The sequence below is a fragment of the Nonomuraea sp. NPDC050790 genome (assembly GCF_044456745.1).
GTDB lineage: Bacteria > Actinomycetota > Actinomycetes > Streptosporangiales > Streptosporangiaceae > Nonomuraea.
In genome coordinates this window covers 757,263-771,471 of sequence record NZ_JBITGF010000001.1, presented here as the reverse complement: position 1 = coordinate 771,471, position 14,209 = coordinate 757,263, and the positions used below count along the sequence as shown (strand labels likewise).

At 73.0% G+C, this 14,209-nt stretch carries 14 protein-coding genes; 8 read left to right on the top strand and 6 right to left on the bottom strand.

All coding sequences use genetic code 11. From position 1 onward, the window contains the following. The first annotated feature begins 113 nt into the window (after positions 1-113). Positions 114-1,640 carry a glycoside hydrolase family 88 protein gene (locus tag ACIBEJ_RS03605; RefSeq protein ID WP_397181008.1) on the top strand — a complete coding sequence of 509 codons (1,527 nt, stop codon included), beginning with the start codon at positions 114-116 and terminating at the stop codon, positions 1,638-1,640. A gap of 47 nt (positions 1,641-1,687) precedes the next feature. Here ACIBEJ_RS03605 and ACIBEJ_RS03600 read toward each other — a convergent pair whose 3' ends face one another. Both ACIBEJ_RS03600 and ACIBEJ_RS03595 read right to left on the bottom strand, forming a co-directional pair. Beyond that, positions 1,688-2,287 carry a hypothetical protein gene (locus ACIBEJ_RS03600; protein WP_397181007.1) on the bottom strand — a complete coding sequence of 200 codons (600 nt, stop codon included), beginning with the start codon at positions 2,285-2,287 and terminating at the stop codon, positions 1,688-1,690. After that, complete coding sequence (locus tag ACIBEJ_RS03595; protein ID WP_397181006.1) at positions 2,284-3,051, bottom strand: DUF4239 domain-containing protein; 768 nt, start codon at positions 3,049-3,051, stop codon at positions 2,284-2,286. Before ACIBEJ_RS03595 ends, ACIBEJ_RS03600 begins: the two co-directional genes overlap by 4 nt. Positions 3,052-3,226: 175 nt before the next feature. Between ACIBEJ_RS03595 and ACIBEJ_RS03590 the strand changes: the two genes are divergently transcribed. After that, positions 3,227-3,979, top strand: coding sequence for a tRNA(His) guanylyltransferase Thg1 family protein (locus ACIBEJ_RS03590; RefSeq protein ID WP_397181005.1), 753 nt, complete (start codon positions 3,227-3,229; stop codon positions 3,977-3,979). Then, entirely contained in the window at positions 3,976-4,905 is a 930-nt protein-coding gene (locus ACIBEJ_RS03585) for a phosphotransferase (protein ID WP_397181003.1), read from the top strand. The genes ACIBEJ_RS03590 and ACIBEJ_RS03585 overlap by 4 nt, the downstream gene beginning before the upstream one ends. Here the strand turns inward: ACIBEJ_RS03585 and ACIBEJ_RS03580 are convergent. Further along, positions 4,895-5,614: an SDR family oxidoreductase gene (locus tag ACIBEJ_RS03580; RefSeq protein ID WP_397181002.1), complete on the bottom strand. Its 720-nt coding sequence runs from the start codon at positions 5,612-5,614 to the stop codon at positions 4,895-4,897. The two genes, ACIBEJ_RS03585 and ACIBEJ_RS03580, sit on opposite strands and share 11 nt — an antisense overlap. 124 nt (positions 5,615-5,738) lie before the next feature. Between ACIBEJ_RS03580 and ACIBEJ_RS03575 the strand changes: the two genes are divergently transcribed. After that, entirely contained in the window at positions 5,739-6,347 is a 609-nt protein-coding gene (locus tag ACIBEJ_RS03575) for an NADPH-dependent FMN reductase (protein ID WP_397181001.1), read from the top strand. 99 nt (positions 6,348-6,446) lie between these two features. Here ACIBEJ_RS03575 and ACIBEJ_RS03570 read toward each other — a convergent pair whose 3' ends face one another. Beyond that, entirely contained in the window at positions 6,447-8,354 is a 1,908-nt protein-coding gene (locus ACIBEJ_RS03570) for a hypothetical protein (protein WP_397181000.1), read from the bottom strand. A gap of 298 nt (positions 8,355-8,652) precedes the next feature. On the opposite strand from ACIBEJ_RS03570, the gene ACIBEJ_RS03565 reads away from it, so the two are divergent. Continuing rightward, on the top strand, positions 8,653-9,933 hold the full coding sequence (locus ACIBEJ_RS03565) for a proprotein convertase P-domain-containing protein (RefSeq protein ID WP_397180999.1): 1,281 nt from the start codon (positions 8,653-8,655) through the stop codon (positions 9,931-9,933). A 53-nt stretch (positions 9,934-9,986) separates the two neighbouring features. After that, positions 9,987-10,874: a multiprotein-bridging factor 1 family protein gene (locus ACIBEJ_RS03560; RefSeq protein WP_397180998.1), complete on the top strand. Its 888-nt coding sequence runs from the start codon at positions 9,987-9,989 to the stop codon at positions 10,872-10,874. Here the strand turns inward: ACIBEJ_RS03560 and ACIBEJ_RS03555 are convergent. Further along, positions 10,871-11,368 (bottom strand): ion channel, encoded by a 498-nt coding sequence (locus tag ACIBEJ_RS03555; protein ID WP_397180997.1) that lies wholly within the window; start codon positions 11,366-11,368, stop codon positions 10,871-10,873. The two genes, ACIBEJ_RS03560 and ACIBEJ_RS03555, sit on opposite strands and share 4 nt — an antisense overlap. 64 nt (positions 11,369-11,432) lie before the next feature. Here ACIBEJ_RS03555 and ACIBEJ_RS03550 point away from each other — a divergent pair, with 64 nt between their 5' ends. Then, on the top strand, positions 11,433-12,647 hold the full coding sequence (locus ACIBEJ_RS03550; protein ID WP_397180996.1) for a glycosyltransferase: 1,215 nt from the start codon (positions 11,433-11,435) through the stop codon (positions 12,645-12,647). A gap of 5 nt (positions 12,648-12,652) precedes the next feature. Further along, positions 12,653-13,156 (top strand): GNAT family N-acetyltransferase, encoded by a 504-nt coding sequence (locus ACIBEJ_RS03545; RefSeq protein WP_397180995.1) that lies wholly within the window; start codon positions 12,653-12,655, stop codon positions 13,154-13,156. A 37-nt stretch (positions 13,157-13,193) separates the two neighbouring features. Here the strand turns inward: ACIBEJ_RS03545 and ACIBEJ_RS03540 are convergent, their stop codons facing one another. Continuing rightward, the gene (locus tag ACIBEJ_RS03540) at positions 13,194-14,147 is read right to left on the bottom strand and encodes a phosphotransferase (RefSeq protein WP_397181990.1); all 954 of its coding nucleotides are present in this window, start codon (positions 14,145-14,147) and stop codon (positions 13,194-13,196) included. Positions 14,148-14,209: the final 62 nt, after the last annotated feature.

Genomic DNA, 14,209 nt, shown 5'->3' with positions numbered 1-14,209 from the left:
AAGATTGGATCTGTCTCCCGGGCTGTTCCAGCCTCCAGCTAGCCCGGGAGACCTCACTCTGCCCGGCTTTGGCAGGTGATACATGGGATGTCTCACAGTGAGGAGTCTTCGCCGTGATCCTGAAGGTCACCACGGCGCTCATGCTGGCCGCCTCGCTGCTCCACGCCCAGCCCGCAGTCGCGGCGGCGCTCCTCGAAGCGGAGAACGCCACTGTCTCGCAGGGAGTGGTCGAGTCCAACCACGCCGGCTACACCGGGACGGGCTTCGTCAACTACGACAACCTCCTCGGCTCCTACGTCGAGTTCGCCGTCGAGTCATCCGAGGCCCGCACCGTCACCCTGACCCTGCGCTACGCCAACGGCACCTCGGCCAACCGGCAGATGGACGTGGCCGGCACCCTCGTCGACTTCCCCGGCACCGGCGCCTGGACCAACTGGCGCACCACCCGCCTCACCCTCTCGCTGCCCGCCGGGACCGCCCCGATCAGGGCCACGGCCACCACCGCGAACGGCGGGCCCAACCTCGACTCGCTGTCCGTGGACGAGCCGGGCGGCGTCGACTGGTCCACCGCGGTCGTCGAGTCGACCATGGCCCGCCACTCCCCCGGCACGCTCGGCGGCTGGAGCTACACCCGCGGCCTGTACCTGTGGGGCCAGTACCTGGTCTGGCAGCGCACCGGCGACCCCCGCCTCCTGCGGTACATCGAGGACTGGGCCGACCGCTTCGTCGACTCCTCCGGCGACATCTCCAACGGCTTCAACAACCTCGACAGCATGCAGTCGGGCAACGTCCTGCTCGCCCTGTACAGGGAGACCGGCCAGAGCCGCTACCGCACCGCCGCCGCCAAGATCCGCAACCGGCTCAGCACCTACCCGCGCACCTCCGACGGCGGCTGGTGGCACTCCACCTCGGACTCGCGCCAGGGCCAGCTCTGGGCCGACGGCGTGTTCATGGTCAACCCGTTCCTCGCCCGGTACGGCGCCTGGGTGGCCGAGGACTCCTTCACCCGCACCGAGCCGGCCAGGCAGATGGAGATCTACCACAACCGGCTCAACCGCACCTCGGGCAGCGCCGCCGGCCTGCTCTACCACGCCTACGACCAGCCGGGCGGGCTCACCGCCTCCTGGGTCAAGCCCTCGCTCGGCAACACCAACGGCATCTCCTGGTGCCGGGCCATCGGCTGGTTCGGCATGGCCGCGATCGACATCCTCGAGATCATCCCCGCCGACCATCCGCGCAGGGCCGCCCTCGTCGCCATGCTCCGCACCCTCGTCCCCGCCTACGCCACCTGGCAGGACCCGGCGACCGGGCGCTGGTTCCAGGTCGTGACCGAACGCGGCAACTCCGGCAACTGGACCGAGACCTCGTGCTCGGCCATGTACACCTACACCATCTCCCGCGCGGTCGAGCGTGGCTACGTCGACCCCTCCTACCAGGTGTACGCCGACCGCGGGTACCAGGGCGTCCTGGCCAAGGTGTCGACCGGGGCGGACGGGCGCACGAACATCGTGGACATCAGCGAGGGCACCAACGTGGACGACGTGTTCAGCTACTACTTCAGCCGGGCGCGGCCGGTCAACGACTTCCACGGACTGGGCGCGTTCCTGATCATGAACGAGCAGATGACGCGCACCCGCTGACCGACGGCCCGCCCGGACCACCGGACGGGCCGTCCTCGTGCGTGTGGCTAGCGGAAGGCGCCGAAGGCCACCGCGGTCGTCGAGGCGATCGCGGTGGTCAGCACCACCAGCAGGAGCACCGTTCCCAGCGGGTTTCTGCGCGGGGGCGGGGGGTCGGGCACGCGGACGCGGGCCCGCCTCGTGCTGGGCGTCGGTTTGGGGGTCGGGGTCGGGGTGGCGGTCTCACGCACGACCGGCGCCGGTTGGACGACCGGCTGTGGCGCGGGTGAGCGCGTGGGCGTGGGCGCCGGCCGTACCGGTGCCGGGGTCGGTTCCGGGGTCGGTTCCGGCGTGGGCTCCGGGGGCGGTTCGGGTGTGGGCTCGGGTGGTGGCTCCGGGGTCGGTGGCGGGGGTGGGGGTGGCGGCGGAGGTGGTGGGGGCGGCTCGGGCGCGCAGCCCAGCCGTACGCTCACCGGCCCCACGTCCAGGCACACCGAGACGTCGACCGGCCCCACCACGGCCTCGGAGTCGTGGCCTGGGTCGTCCCCGAGCTTGGCCGTAGCGTGCTCCGGCGGGGGCGTGAAGGCGGCCGCGCCCGGCGCGAGCGCGCACAGGACGAGGGTCATCGCCGCCACCAGCAGCGGCGTGCGCGGCAGAGCCACGGTCACACGCCCCCGGATATGCGGGCGAACTCCTGCAGCGCCGCGCGGAACGCCTCGGGCCCGACCGCCAGCGGCCCGTCGAAGACGCGCATGATGTCCCAGGTGAGGTAGATGCCGAAGCCGAGCATCGCGGCCAGCGCCAGCAGCGGCAGCACCGACCAGCCGCGCGGCCTGGCCCCGGCCAGCAGCGGGAACAGCACCACGATGACGCCGGACAGAGCGGTCAGCAGGAGCAGGCCGTGCGGCGGCGTGGTGCTCGCGTCCACGACGCGCTGGGCGCGGGCGGCGGCGAGGTCCTGCACGTGCGCCAGGACCTGGTCCTGCGCGTCGGCGACGTCGTCCGACTTGGTCGCGAGGCCGGTCACCTGCGTGCGCAGCGCGTCGACCCGCTCGGCGCCGACCGGGTCGACGCGGCCCTGCGTCATGAGCGGCCACTCGCTGTCGACCACGAACCCGACGTAGTCGCGCAGCCCGGAGCGGACCGCGTCGCGCGTCGCCTCGGGCAGGCCGTCGGCCGCCCAGTACGCCTCGACGGCGGCCTGGCTCTCGGTCTGGGTGTTCTGGCGGGCGGAGTCGGCCTTGGTCCAGGGGACGATGATCGCGATCGCGAAGGCGAGCAGGAACAGCGCCGACAGCATGGCGCCCGCGTGCGCGACGGACGGGCCGCCGGGGTCGTTGTCCTCGCTGCCCTTGCCGATCTTCCTGAACACGAGGGCCGCGAGCGCCACCACGCCCACCGCCGCCCCCACCGCGAGCGCGTAAGCCACCATGCTGTTCTCTCCCAAGAATCGGCGCGATTACCGTGCGTCACGTAGCTATCACGTACGGCATCCGCCTGTCCGAGGATCTCGGTGAACTGGCCGGACCCGGCCAGGACAGAACTGGACTTTTCGGCTAGGGCCAAAAGCGGATGCCGCGGCACCGCGTCCTGTGCCAGGCTCGGGTGTGCTCTACGACGACCTCGAGGCCCGGATGCGGACCGGCGAGCGCTTCCACGATCTGCGGCTGGAGGCCGGCGCCTGGGCGATCGTGCGGGTCGACGGCCGCGGTTTCTCCCGCTACACCGAGCGGTACGGCAAGCCGTTCGACGAGAGGTTCTCCACGCTGATGACGGGCGCCGCCCGCGCGCTGCTGGAGGAGTTCGGCGGGCGCTACGCCTACACCGAGAGCGACGAGGTCTCGGTGGTGCTGGCCCCGGCGTTCGCGATGTTCGGGCGTGGGCTGCAGAAGCTGCTGTCGGTCTCGGCCGCGGTGGCCGCCTCGACGTTCACCCACGAGGCGGGCGAGCCGGTGCAGTTCGACAGCCGGGTGTGGCTGGGCGCGGACGTGGAGGACGTCGTCGACTACCTGTCGTGGCGGCAGGCCGACGCGGCGCGCTGCGCGCTCAACGGCTGGTCCTACTGGACGCTGCGCGGCACGGGCAGGAGCCAGCGCGAGGCCGCCCAGGCGCTGGAACGTACCAGCGTGGCCGAGAAGAGCGCGCTGCTGTCCCGCCACGGCGTCGACTTCGACGCCCTGCCGGCCTGGCAGCGCCGCGGCGTCGGCCTGTGGTGGGAGAACCACGACCACCCGGGCCACGACCCGATCCGCGGCGTGGACGTGGTCACCCGGCGCCGGCGGGTGCGAGTGGAGCGCGACCTGCCCATGAAGGACGACTACCGGCGGCTGCTCGCGCGGCTGCTGAACGAAGGGACGTGACCTTGCGGAACCCGCCCGCCGACATCCGCGACGACGACCTGCTGCGCGCGCTGCGCAAGCACTGGGACCTGCCGATCGAGCGGCTGACCTACGCGCCCGTCGGCTTCGGCGACCACCACTGGACGGCCGACGGCCGCTGGTTCGTCACCGCCGCCCGCCCCGCCCGCTCCTTCGCCGCGCTGGCCGCCGCGATGCGCACCGCCGCGGGCCTGGGCCTCGACTTCGTGGTCGGCCCGCTGCCCGCCCGCGACGGCGCGCCGATCGCGGCCTTCCCGCCGCACTACGCGCTGACGGTCTACCCCCTGGTCGAGGGTACGGCGGGCGAGTTCGGCCAGGAGCAGGCCGAATCCGACCGGGTCGCGATGGCCGAGTTGCTGGCCGTCCTGCACGGCGCTTCCGCCACCGGCGTCCCGGTCTTCGACCCGTCGCTGACCGGCCGCGCCGGACTGGAGCAGGCCCTCGACGAACTGGACCGCCCCTGGACCGGCGGGCCCTACTCCGAGCCCGCCCGCCGCCTGCTGGCCGGGCACAGCGCGGCGGCGCTGCGCGGGGTGCTGGCCGGGTTCGACGCGCTGGCGGCGAAGCACGGCGCGGGCACGGTGATCACGCACGGCGAGCCGCACCCGGGCAACGTCCTGCGCGCGGGGCCCAGGCGGCTGCTGGTCGACTGGGACACGGTGGCGCTGGCCCCGCCGGAGCGGGACCTGTGGCTGGCGCTGGGCGACAGCCGCCGGGCGCGGGAGGCGTACACGGCGGCGACGGGGCACGAGGTCTCGCCGGCGGCCATGGACTTCTTCCGGCTGCGCTGGCAACTGGACGACATCTCCATCTACGTCCAGGACTTCCGCGCGCCGCACGAGGACGACCCCGACACCCGGACGGCCTGGGACGGCTTCCGCGAGTACGTGGCGGCCGTCACGGACTGACCCGGCCGGCGACCGGCCCGGGCAGGGGCATGGAGAGACTCGCCCTCACCTGGCGGGTGAAGTCGTCGGTCAGGACCTCCTCCCGCCCCTGCTCCACCGCGTCGAGCGTCTGCGCGGCCACCTCCGCCGGGCTGATCTTGGCCTCGGTGACCCGGGCGGCCATGTCGGTGTCGATGAACCCCGCGTGCACGCCCACGACCAGCGTCTTCGCCTCACGGAGTTCCTGCCGGACCCCGTTGGTCAACGCCCAGGCCGCGGCCTTGGACACCGAGTAGGACGCGGCCTGGGGCAGCACCATCCACGACACCACCGACAGCACGTTGACCAGCGCGCCGCCGCCGTTGCGCGCCAGCACCGGGGCGAAGGCCCTGGTCATCTCCAGCGTGCCGAAGACGTTGGTCTCCATCTCGGCCCGCGCCGCTCCCGGGTCCGACGCCGTGAGGAGCCCGTTGGTGCGGGAGATGCCCGCGTTGTTGATCAGCAGGGTGACGTCGCCGAGTCGTCCGGCCGCCTCCGCGACCTGGGCGGGGTCGGTGATGTCGAGCCGGACGGGCACGACTCCCGCGTCCGTGACGGAGCCCGGGTCGCGCGCGCCCGCGTAGACGGTCCGCGCGCCCCGCTCCAGCAGGGCCTGGGCGAACGCCCTGCCCAGTCCCCTGTTGGCTCCGGTCACGAGCGCGACCGCGCCGTCGATCGGCAGTCCTGTCATGGCGATCTCCCAGTTAGTTGGATTTTCCAACTCACCATACACCAGGCTCTTTGCAGTATGCGTTTTACTAATTGCCATGAGCGTTGTACTTTGCTGCCGATATCGCGTTTTCGAGGAGGACATCATGATCAGGATTGCCGTCGTCATCGGCAGCACCCGTCCGCGCCGCCGTACCGCGGTGGCGGCCCGTTGGGTCGCCGAGGTCGCCGCCCGCCACCCGTCCGCCGTCTCGGGCGAGGCGGCTTTCGAGGTGGTCGATCTGGCCGAGTACGGCCTGTCGGTGCTGGACGAGCCGCTGCCCGCCCTGTTCGGCGCCTACCACCACCCGCACACGCACCGCTGGGCCGAGACGATCGCCGCGTTCGACGGCTTCGTGTTCGTGACGCCCGAGTACAACCACTCGATGCCCGCCGCGCTGAAGAACGCCGTGGACTTCCTGTTCGCCGAGTGGAACAACAAGGCGGCCGGGTTCGTCAGCCACGGGGTGCACGGGGGTGTGCGGGCGGTCGAGCACCTGCGGCTGACGCTTGCCGAGCTCCAGGTCGCGACCGTCCGGACCCAGGTGGCGCTGTCGGCGTTCACCGACTTCGAGATCACCGACCCGGCCGAGCCCGGCGTGATCGCCCCGGGCCCCCATCAGGAGCCCACGCTGAACGAGCTGCTCGACCAGCTCGTCGCCTGGTCGCGCGCCATGCGGACGGTACGCGAGGCAGGCGTGGAGATCGCCGCCTGACGGCCGTTCACCGTTGAGACAGAGCGCGAGGCAGCGGAGGACGGGGCGTGCGGCAGGCGTAGGGATCCCCGCAGCGCGGTGCGCGGCAGGGGCGGGGGGTCACCGTAGGACGGGCACCCGGTCGCCGTTTTCGTTGGTGGCCGACAGGGAGGGGGCGCCGCTGGTGGCCTTGGCCGCGTACCGGCCGGTGGTCTCACGGCCGTCGAGCGTGATCCTGACGACCCTGCGGCTGCCCGCGCTCACGAAGTACCGCCTGCCGGAGGGCGCCGTCCAGCGCACCCCCGCGACCAGGTCACGGCTCAGGCGGCTGCAGTCCCAGGTGCCGGTCCTGGTCGCGGTGACGGTGCCCGCGGTGCGCCCGCCGCGCCGCGTGAGCAGGACCGCCCGCACGGAGTTGCCGCCCGTGGCGTCCGACAGCCGCAGGCACACCCACCGCCCGCCGACCCCCTCGGGCAGCCGCCCGGCCCAGAACTCCCACGCCGTCGCCGCCTGGATCTCCCCCGCGGGCCGGTCCAGCACGCAGCTCAGCCCCCGCCACGCGCTGAACCCCTCCGGCAGCCCGTCCAGCTCCCACGGCCCGTACCGGTTCACGTCGGCCGGTGGCGGCGGCTGGTAGGTGGCGCTCGCCGACGACAACCGTCCGAAGTCCAGCATGGTGTACGGCATGCCGTGCGCGATCTCCGGAGCCCGGAGCCGCAACACCGGCCCCCGCCAGCACCCGTCGTCCTCCGGCCCGGAGGCGACAGGAGCGGTCACCCCGTCCTTCAGCCCGACCTTGCGCCAGCGCGGCCCGCCCGAGGACAGAGCGGCGGCCGACACCTCGGTCACCCACGGCGGCACCAGGTAACGGTTGCCACGCGGCGTCTCCACGAGCTTGAGCGGAGTCGTGCCGTCCGCCTTGGTCCGAGGCGCGGGCATCACCTCCAACCCATCCTGCCCTCCGGACACGCCGGTGGCGCTCGGGCCGGCCGAGCTTGGGCCGGTGGGACTGATAGGGCTCGGGCGAGCGGCGCTCCGCCCGGAGCCTTGGCCGGTGGAGCCCGGACCGGTCGAGCCCTGGCCAGTCGAGCCCCAACCGGTGGAGTCTTGGCCGGTAGAACCCTGGCCGGCCGAACCTTGACCGGTGGAGCCTTGGCCGGTGGAACCCGGGCGGGTGGGGCTCGGGCGGGTGGGGGTTTCGCCGGTGGTCACGGTGTAGCGGGCGATCCGGTCGTGGCGGCGCAGGAGGACGATCCGGTGGCCGTCCAGTTCGCCCGCGTAGATCAGTTGGGCAGGCCCGGAGCCCCAGGCTCGCTGCGCCTGCCGTACCAGCTCGATGTCGTCGGTGAGTGAGCCGCGCGGCGGCCAGGTGGAGAGCGTCAGGTCGGTGCCCGCGCGCCACGCCCCGGGCCGGGCGCGCTCGACCGGCAGCGGCGCCGCGCTGACCGGACCGCCGGAGCCCACTTCAGGCGCGGTCACCGCCACCGCGCCGAGCAGCAGGAGGGCGGCGAAGGCCACCCGGGCGCGGCGCAGCGGGCGGCCGTAGACGCGGGCGACGGTCGGGTCGAGGGCGAGCACGCCGTGCTCGTGCTCCACCGCCCGTGCCTCGGCCAGCGCCCCGCCGGGGTCGGCGGCCCCGGCGCCCGCGAGGATCTCGACCACCTCGGCGGCCGGCCGCCCCTCCAGCAGGAGCATCGCGTAGGCGGCACGCCCCGCGGCGGTCAGTCCGTTGAGCTCGCGCAGGAGCACGACGTCGGCCCTGCTCACCACGGCGGGCACGATCTCGACCGGCCCGAGCCGGCCCGACCACGGCATGAGCCGCAGCCGCAGCACCCTGCGCAGGAACAGCCGGCGCAGGGCGGCCTCGTCGAGCCTGCCGTGCCGGGCGACCACGGCCGCGGCCAGCCGGTGCGCCCAGGCCAGCCGCCGGTCCTCGCCGCCGGTGGCGGGCAGGGCCAGGTAGCCGAGCAGGACCAGGTCCCGGTAGGGCTTGGCGAGGAGCCGGTTCCCCCGTATGGACCGCCGCATCTCGACCTCACCGTCCGTGTCCGTTCACCTGCATATCGTGACTAGGAAGGTACGGCAGGCATGGCCCCCGTGAGGCCGTTATCAGGAAATCTCCGCCAGAGTCGTCAACGCTGAAACTTCAACCCCGATGACACCCTCGAACCTCCCGACCTGCGGAAACACCCGCCATCTTCAGCGTTGAAGACGGATTTATCAGGGAATTGGAGTGCGCCCTCCGGAGGGTGGTTGTTGCCCGGCGGCGCCCTGGTGGACGGTAACCGGCGAGAGACCGCCTCCGGAGTGAGAAGGAGAGCCTTCGATGAGGCATCGTTTATCCACAGTTTTCGCAGTCATCGTCCTGTCCGCCGCGTCCATGGGCGCCGCGGCCCCCTCCACCCAGACAGCCGACGACCTCGACACGACCGTCGTACAGCTCATGACCGCGCGCAGCCAGGCCGACGGCTCCAGGCTCGCCGCGGCCGGCGCGGGCACCGAGGTCAACGTGCAGCGCCGCAGCGCGCGGGGCGACTGGGTGTTCGGCTCCTCGGTGATCAAGGCACCCAACGTCGAGGGTGCCTACCCCGAGGGCTGGTTGTTCCTCGCGCGGCGCACCGCCACCGGCTGGAAGGCCGGCCTGGACGGCAGCGCCGAGTTCGCCGCCCTGGCCCAGCAGGCGCCCGCCGCCGTGGTGAGCGAGGGCGAGAAGCGCACCTTCGCCCGCAACAGCCAGGCCCAGGCACAGGCACAGGCGGCGCCGACCGGCCTGTCACTGCCCTACCAGCAGGGCGCCTCCTGGAAGATCATCGGCGGTCCGCACGGCTGGTCGGGCCAGCCCAGGCCGTGGAGCTCGATCGACCTCGACAGCCGGGCCAGCGACCGCAGCGTGCTGGCCGCGCAGTCGGGCCGCGCCTACTGGGTCTGCTCGAACGGCGGGCACATCCGCATCATCCACGACAACGGCTGGACCACCGAGTACTACCACCTGCTCAACGAGATCCGTCCCAACGGCACCCAGCTCAAGATGGGTGACTACCTCGGCCTGACCAGCACCCGCATCCCCTGCGGCGGCTCGGCGGGCAGCAACCACGTGCACTTCGCGCTGAAGAGCGGCTCCTCGTGGGTCCCGCTGCAGGACAAGACCATCGGCGGCTGGACGTACTTCGAGGGCTCGGGTGCGTACGGCGGCGGCGCCCGCAGAGGCACCACGACCCGCTACGTCAACGACTGGATCCAGAACTACGGCCCGGAGACCGGCGGCCGCACGTTCGAGAACGCCGGCAACGTCGACGTCGCCGACCTCGGCCAGGCCGAGTCCCCGATCACGGTCACCGGGGTGCCGGGCAACGCGCCCGCCACGCTGAGCGTCTACGCGGACGTGCACCACGGCTGGCGCGGTGACCTGCAGCTCGACCTCGTCGGCCCGACCGGCGTGGTCTACCGGCTGCGCGATCCCGCGCCGGACGACGACGGGACGATCATCCACGAGACGTACACGGAGAACGCCTCCGACTCCCCCGCCAACGGCACCTGGCGGCTGCGGGTCAAGGACGTGGACTCCAACCACTCGGGCTACATCGACGCGTGGAGCCTGACTTTCTGACACATGCGCTGTAAATTCGGGCTGATCACTCCTGAAACAGGGGAGTTGTCCCGATGGAGCAGCATTTCGATCGCTTACTCCGTGACGCGATCACCGCGCGCGGACTCAGCCTGGAGCGCCTGCACGCCCGCCTGTCCCAGCGCGGCATCAAGGTCAGCCTGGCCAGCCTCAGCAACTGGCAGCGCGGGAAGTGCCGCCCGGAGCGATCACAGTCGCTCCGGGCCCTCCACGCGCTGGAGGAGATCCTCGCCCTGCCGGGCGACACGCTCATCGCCAGCCTGGGTCCGCCCAGGCCGAGGGGACGCTGGGTGAGCCATGTGCCGGGGGCGGTGCCGTACCGTGATCTGTGTCCTGAGGCCGGGAGCCTGCAGCGGCTGCTCGGCGAGATCAAGAACGTCACCGACGGGCAGCTCGCGCTGCTGTCCTACCACGACCACATCACCACGGGCACCGACCGCGACGAGCGCTCGGTGCGCACCCGCGCGGTCTTCCAGGCCCGCACGGACGGCGTGGACCGGCACGTGGCCATCCACTACAACGAGCGCTCGCACCTGCCCGAGGACTTCTCCGCGTCCTTCTGCAGGCTGGGCCGGGTCAAGAAGGACGAGGCGGCCGGGCTGACCGCGCTGGAGCTGCTGTTCGACCGGCCGCTGTCCGCCGGGGAGACCTACGTGGTGGAGTACGAGTTCCGCTACAGCGAGCGGGGGCCCCGGGCGCTGTTCTACAACCGGTGGTTCCGCTTCCCGGTGCACGCGTACCTGCTGACCGTGCAGTTCGCGCCGGGGACGACGCCGGTGCGCTGCTTCCGCACCCACCAGCCGACGACCGCGACCCCGCCCGCCGACGTGGGCGAGTTACGGCTGAGCGGCTGGGACTCCGTGCACGTCGCCGACGTCGAGGTACGGCCCGGCGTCCACGGCGTGCGCTGGGAGTGGGCCTAACGCTCCTCGCGGGCCAGGGCGGCGCGGTAGGCGGCGACCAGGGACGCCAGGATCACCAGGTCGAAGATGATCTGCGTGCTGACCAGCACGCGGGCGAGCTGGCCGGTGGCGTGCACGTCGCCGAAGCCCACGGTGGCGATCGTGGACAGGGTGAAGTACAGGGCGTCGGTGCGCGTGCTCAGGCCGGCGAACTGGGACGGGTCGATCCTGGCCACCATGAGGTAGCCGAGGGCGAAGAAGCCGGTCACCACGTAGACCAGCAGCAGGAGCGTGCGCAGCCGTGCCCGCCGGTCGCGGTGGGCGACCGCGATCGTGTGGCGGCCGAACGCCCAGACCAGCACCAGAACCCCGAGCATGAACAGGCCGGCCGCGACACCAAGCCTGGCCACGTTCGAGCCGTCTCCCACGGGGGTCAGGTAGTACAGGGCGGTCAGGCCGGCCACGACGGCCAGGTGCTGGAGGGCCACCTTCATCGACCCGCGGCGATCGGACATGAACTCACTGTGACCGCACCAAGGGTCCGGCTTCGGGCGGGACACGCCGGGGTAGTGGGAAAACGTGAAGGTGCTCCTGCTCACGATGGGCAGCCGGGGGGACGTGCAGCCGTTCGTCGCGCTGGCGCGCGGGCTGCTGGCGGCCGGGCACGAGCCGGTCGTGGCGGGGCCGAGGCGGTTCGGAGTGCTGGCGGAGCCGTACGGTATCGCCTTCGAGCCGCTCGCCGACGAGATGCTCGACCTTCAGGACCAGGTCAAGGGGCAGGGGGCGGGCGCGGCCATCACGGCGGCGCGCTCGGTGAAGCCGATGGTGCGGCAGGTGCTGGACGAGGAGGCGGCGCTGGTCGTGCCGGGCCTGGACGTGATCGTCTACCACCCCAAGGCGCTCGGCGGGCCGTACCTGGCGGAGAAGGCCGGGGTGCCGTCGGCGGCGGGGTTGCTGCTGCCGCTGTACGTGCCGACCGCCGCCTTCGCCTCCCCCATCCTCCCGGTACGGCTGCCGCCCGCCGTCAACCGGGCAACCTGGCGGGTCGCGGCGGCGGTGGAGGCTCCCTACCGTTCGGTGGTGCGGACCTGGCGTTCGGAGGTCCTGGGACTGTGCGAGGGTTTCCGCCCGGCGGCGGAGCTGATCGCCGCGGGGCCGGTGCTGCACGCGTGGAGCCCGCGCCTGCTGCCCGCCCCCGCCGACTGGCCGCCGGGGGCCGACCCGATCGGCTTCTGGACGCTCCCGGCCTCCGGCGACTGGAGCCCGCCGGAGGCGCTGGCCGCGTTTCTGGCCGAGGGGCCGCCGCCGCTCTACGCGGGGTTCGGCAGCATGGTCGGCCGCGACCCGCGCGGGCTCGCGGCGACCGTCGTGGAGGCCGCCCGCCTGGCGGGGCTGCGGACGATCCTGGCCACCGGCTGGGGTGGCCTGCGTCCCGGCGACGAGGCCGGGGACGTGCTGGTGATCGAGGAGGCCCCGCACGACCGGCTGCTGCCGCGCGTGGCCGTGGCCCTGCACCACGGCGGCATCGGCACCGTCGCGGCGGCGCTGCGCGCCGGGGTGCCGCAGGTCGTGCGCCCGTTCCTGGGCGACCAGCCGTTCTGGGCCGACCGCCTGAACCGGCTGGGCGTCGCGCCCCCGCCGCTGCGAGCCCGCCCGCGCGCGCAGGAGGTGGCCGCCGCCCTGGAGGCCGCCCTGTCCATGGCGAGTACGGCTGCCGCCGTGGCCGCCGAGGTTGCCACGGAGGACGGCGTGGCCGAGGCGATCAGCCGCCTGGAAACCCTCACCGCCCGTTGACCCCGATGGACCGCTCCCCGCTCCGCCACGCCCTCCCGCCCGACGCGGACGTCATGGCCGAGATCACCTGTGCGGCGTTCGCCGGGTTCGACGACTTCGACGTCACCCGCGCGCAGTCGGCCGCCAACTGGCGTCGCACGCTCCTCGACGAGGCGTCCTTACGGCCCCGCCCGCACCACACCCGGCTCGCCTCCCTCCCGGACGGCACCGTCGTCGGCCTGGTCATGGGCGGCCCGGCGGACCCGAAGCTGGGCCAGGACGCCGAGATCTACGCCCTGGCCGTCCACCCCGCCCATCAGCGCGGCGGCCACGGCCGCGACCTGCTACGGGCGGCCGCGGCCGACCTGTCCGCCGCCGGTCATGGCTCGCTGGCGATCCGCGTCCTGGCCACCAACGACCGCGCCCGCCGCTTCTACACCGCCCTCGGCGCAACCCTGGCCGGCGTGGTGCCGCCCCACGAGGTCTTCTACGCCTGGCCCGACCTCACAACGCTCCTCCGACCGGGGTGAGAGCTCGTCCATACGGCCCCAGCCGGTGCAGGTGCGGTCAGCCGGTCAGGCCGCCGGCGAACGGCATGCTCCCCCAGTGGTCCACCGCCGGTCTGAGATACCCGACCAGATCGGGCAGTTGCGGCGCGAGCGTGAGGGCGGCGACGGCGCGCAGCATGCCGACGGCGTTCGCGAAGCCCAGGACCCGCTCGTCCAGCGGCCTCAGGCCGTGCCGCCGCGCGCCGCGGTCGTAGGCGGCCGCGTGCTCGGGCCCGAGCCCGGCCAGGTCCCACTCGACGGGGCCCAGCGTGATCAGCTCGAAGTCCGAGTAGAGGTCGCCTTCGACGCCGGGGAAGATGTTGGCGGGCGGCGAGTCGCCGTGGACGGGCTGCACGTCGATGCCGGGGAACGCCTGCGCGAACGCCGCGTGCGAGCGTACGAGGGGTTCCAGGATCCGCCACTCGCGGCGGGCGCGGTCCAGTTCCCCGGCGGTGAGGAGGCCGGGCAGCTCTTCGAGCAGCACAAGGCTGTCGGCGACGAACCTCGGATCGGCCGACGACAGGAACGACAGCCGGCCCGGGTAGCCGCGCAGCGCCGCGTGCAGCCCGGCCACGCTCTCCGCGTTCGCCACGTAGTCGGGCTCGGCGTCGCGGTCCTCTTCGACGTACTGCCAGAAGGTCATCGAGAACCCGTCGCGCTGTACGGGTTCCCGCGGCGTGAGCGGGCTGGGCGGGATCACGGGCACTCCCCGCTCGGCGAGCCACCCCGTCACGTCCAGCTCATCCCGCTGGCGGCGCGCGAGCGAGGCGGGATCGTCGTGGTGCGGCAGCACGGTGGGCACACGGGCGACGACCGGCGCGGGCGCCAGGTGCACGACGACGGAGAAGACGTCGTGGAGTACCAGGGCGTCGGTCACGGTGAGCCCGAGTTCCCGTCCCGCCCGCACCGCCGCGTCCACCGCGGAGGCGGTACGGCGGGCGGCCGTCTGTAGTGGCGTGGCGAAGGAAGTCACGAACCCCATCCTTCCCTCCTTGCCCGCCCGGCCACGACGACCGCCACGCTGCAACCCCGATC

Bases quoted from the DNA above. Each gene is read 5' to 3' on its own strand.
- ACIBEJ_RS03595 (WP_397181006.1), bottom strand. From the start codon at position 3,051: ATGGTGGCTTACGCGCTCGCGGTGGGGGCGGCGGTGGGCGTGGTGGCG.
- ACIBEJ_RS03580 (WP_397181002.1), bottom strand. From the start codon at position 5,614: ATGACAGGACTGCCGATCGACGGCGCGGTCGCGCTCGTGACCGGAGCC.
- ACIBEJ_RS03575 (WP_397181001.1), top strand. From the start codon at position 5,739: ATGATCAGGATTGCCGTCGTCATCGGCAGCACCCGTCCGCGCCGCCGT.
- ACIBEJ_RS03570 (WP_397181000.1), bottom strand. From the start codon at position 8,354: ATGCGGCGGTCCATACGGGGGAACCGGCTCCTCGCCAAGCCCTACCGG.
- ACIBEJ_RS03565 (WP_397180999.1), top strand. From the start codon at position 8,653: ATGAGGCATCGTTTATCCACAGTTTTCGCAGTCATCGTCCTGTCCGCC.
- ACIBEJ_RS03560 (WP_397180998.1), top strand. From the start codon at position 9,987: ATGGAGCAGCATTTCGATCGCTTACTCCGTGACGCGATCACCGCGCGC.
- ACIBEJ_RS03555 (WP_397180997.1), bottom strand. From the start codon at position 11,368: ATGTCCGATCGCCGCGGGTCGATGAAGGTGGCCCTCCAGCACCTGGCC.
- ACIBEJ_RS03545 (WP_397180995.1), top strand. From the start codon at position 12,653: ATGGACCGCTCCCCGCTCCGCCACGCCCTCCCGCCCGACGCGGACGTC.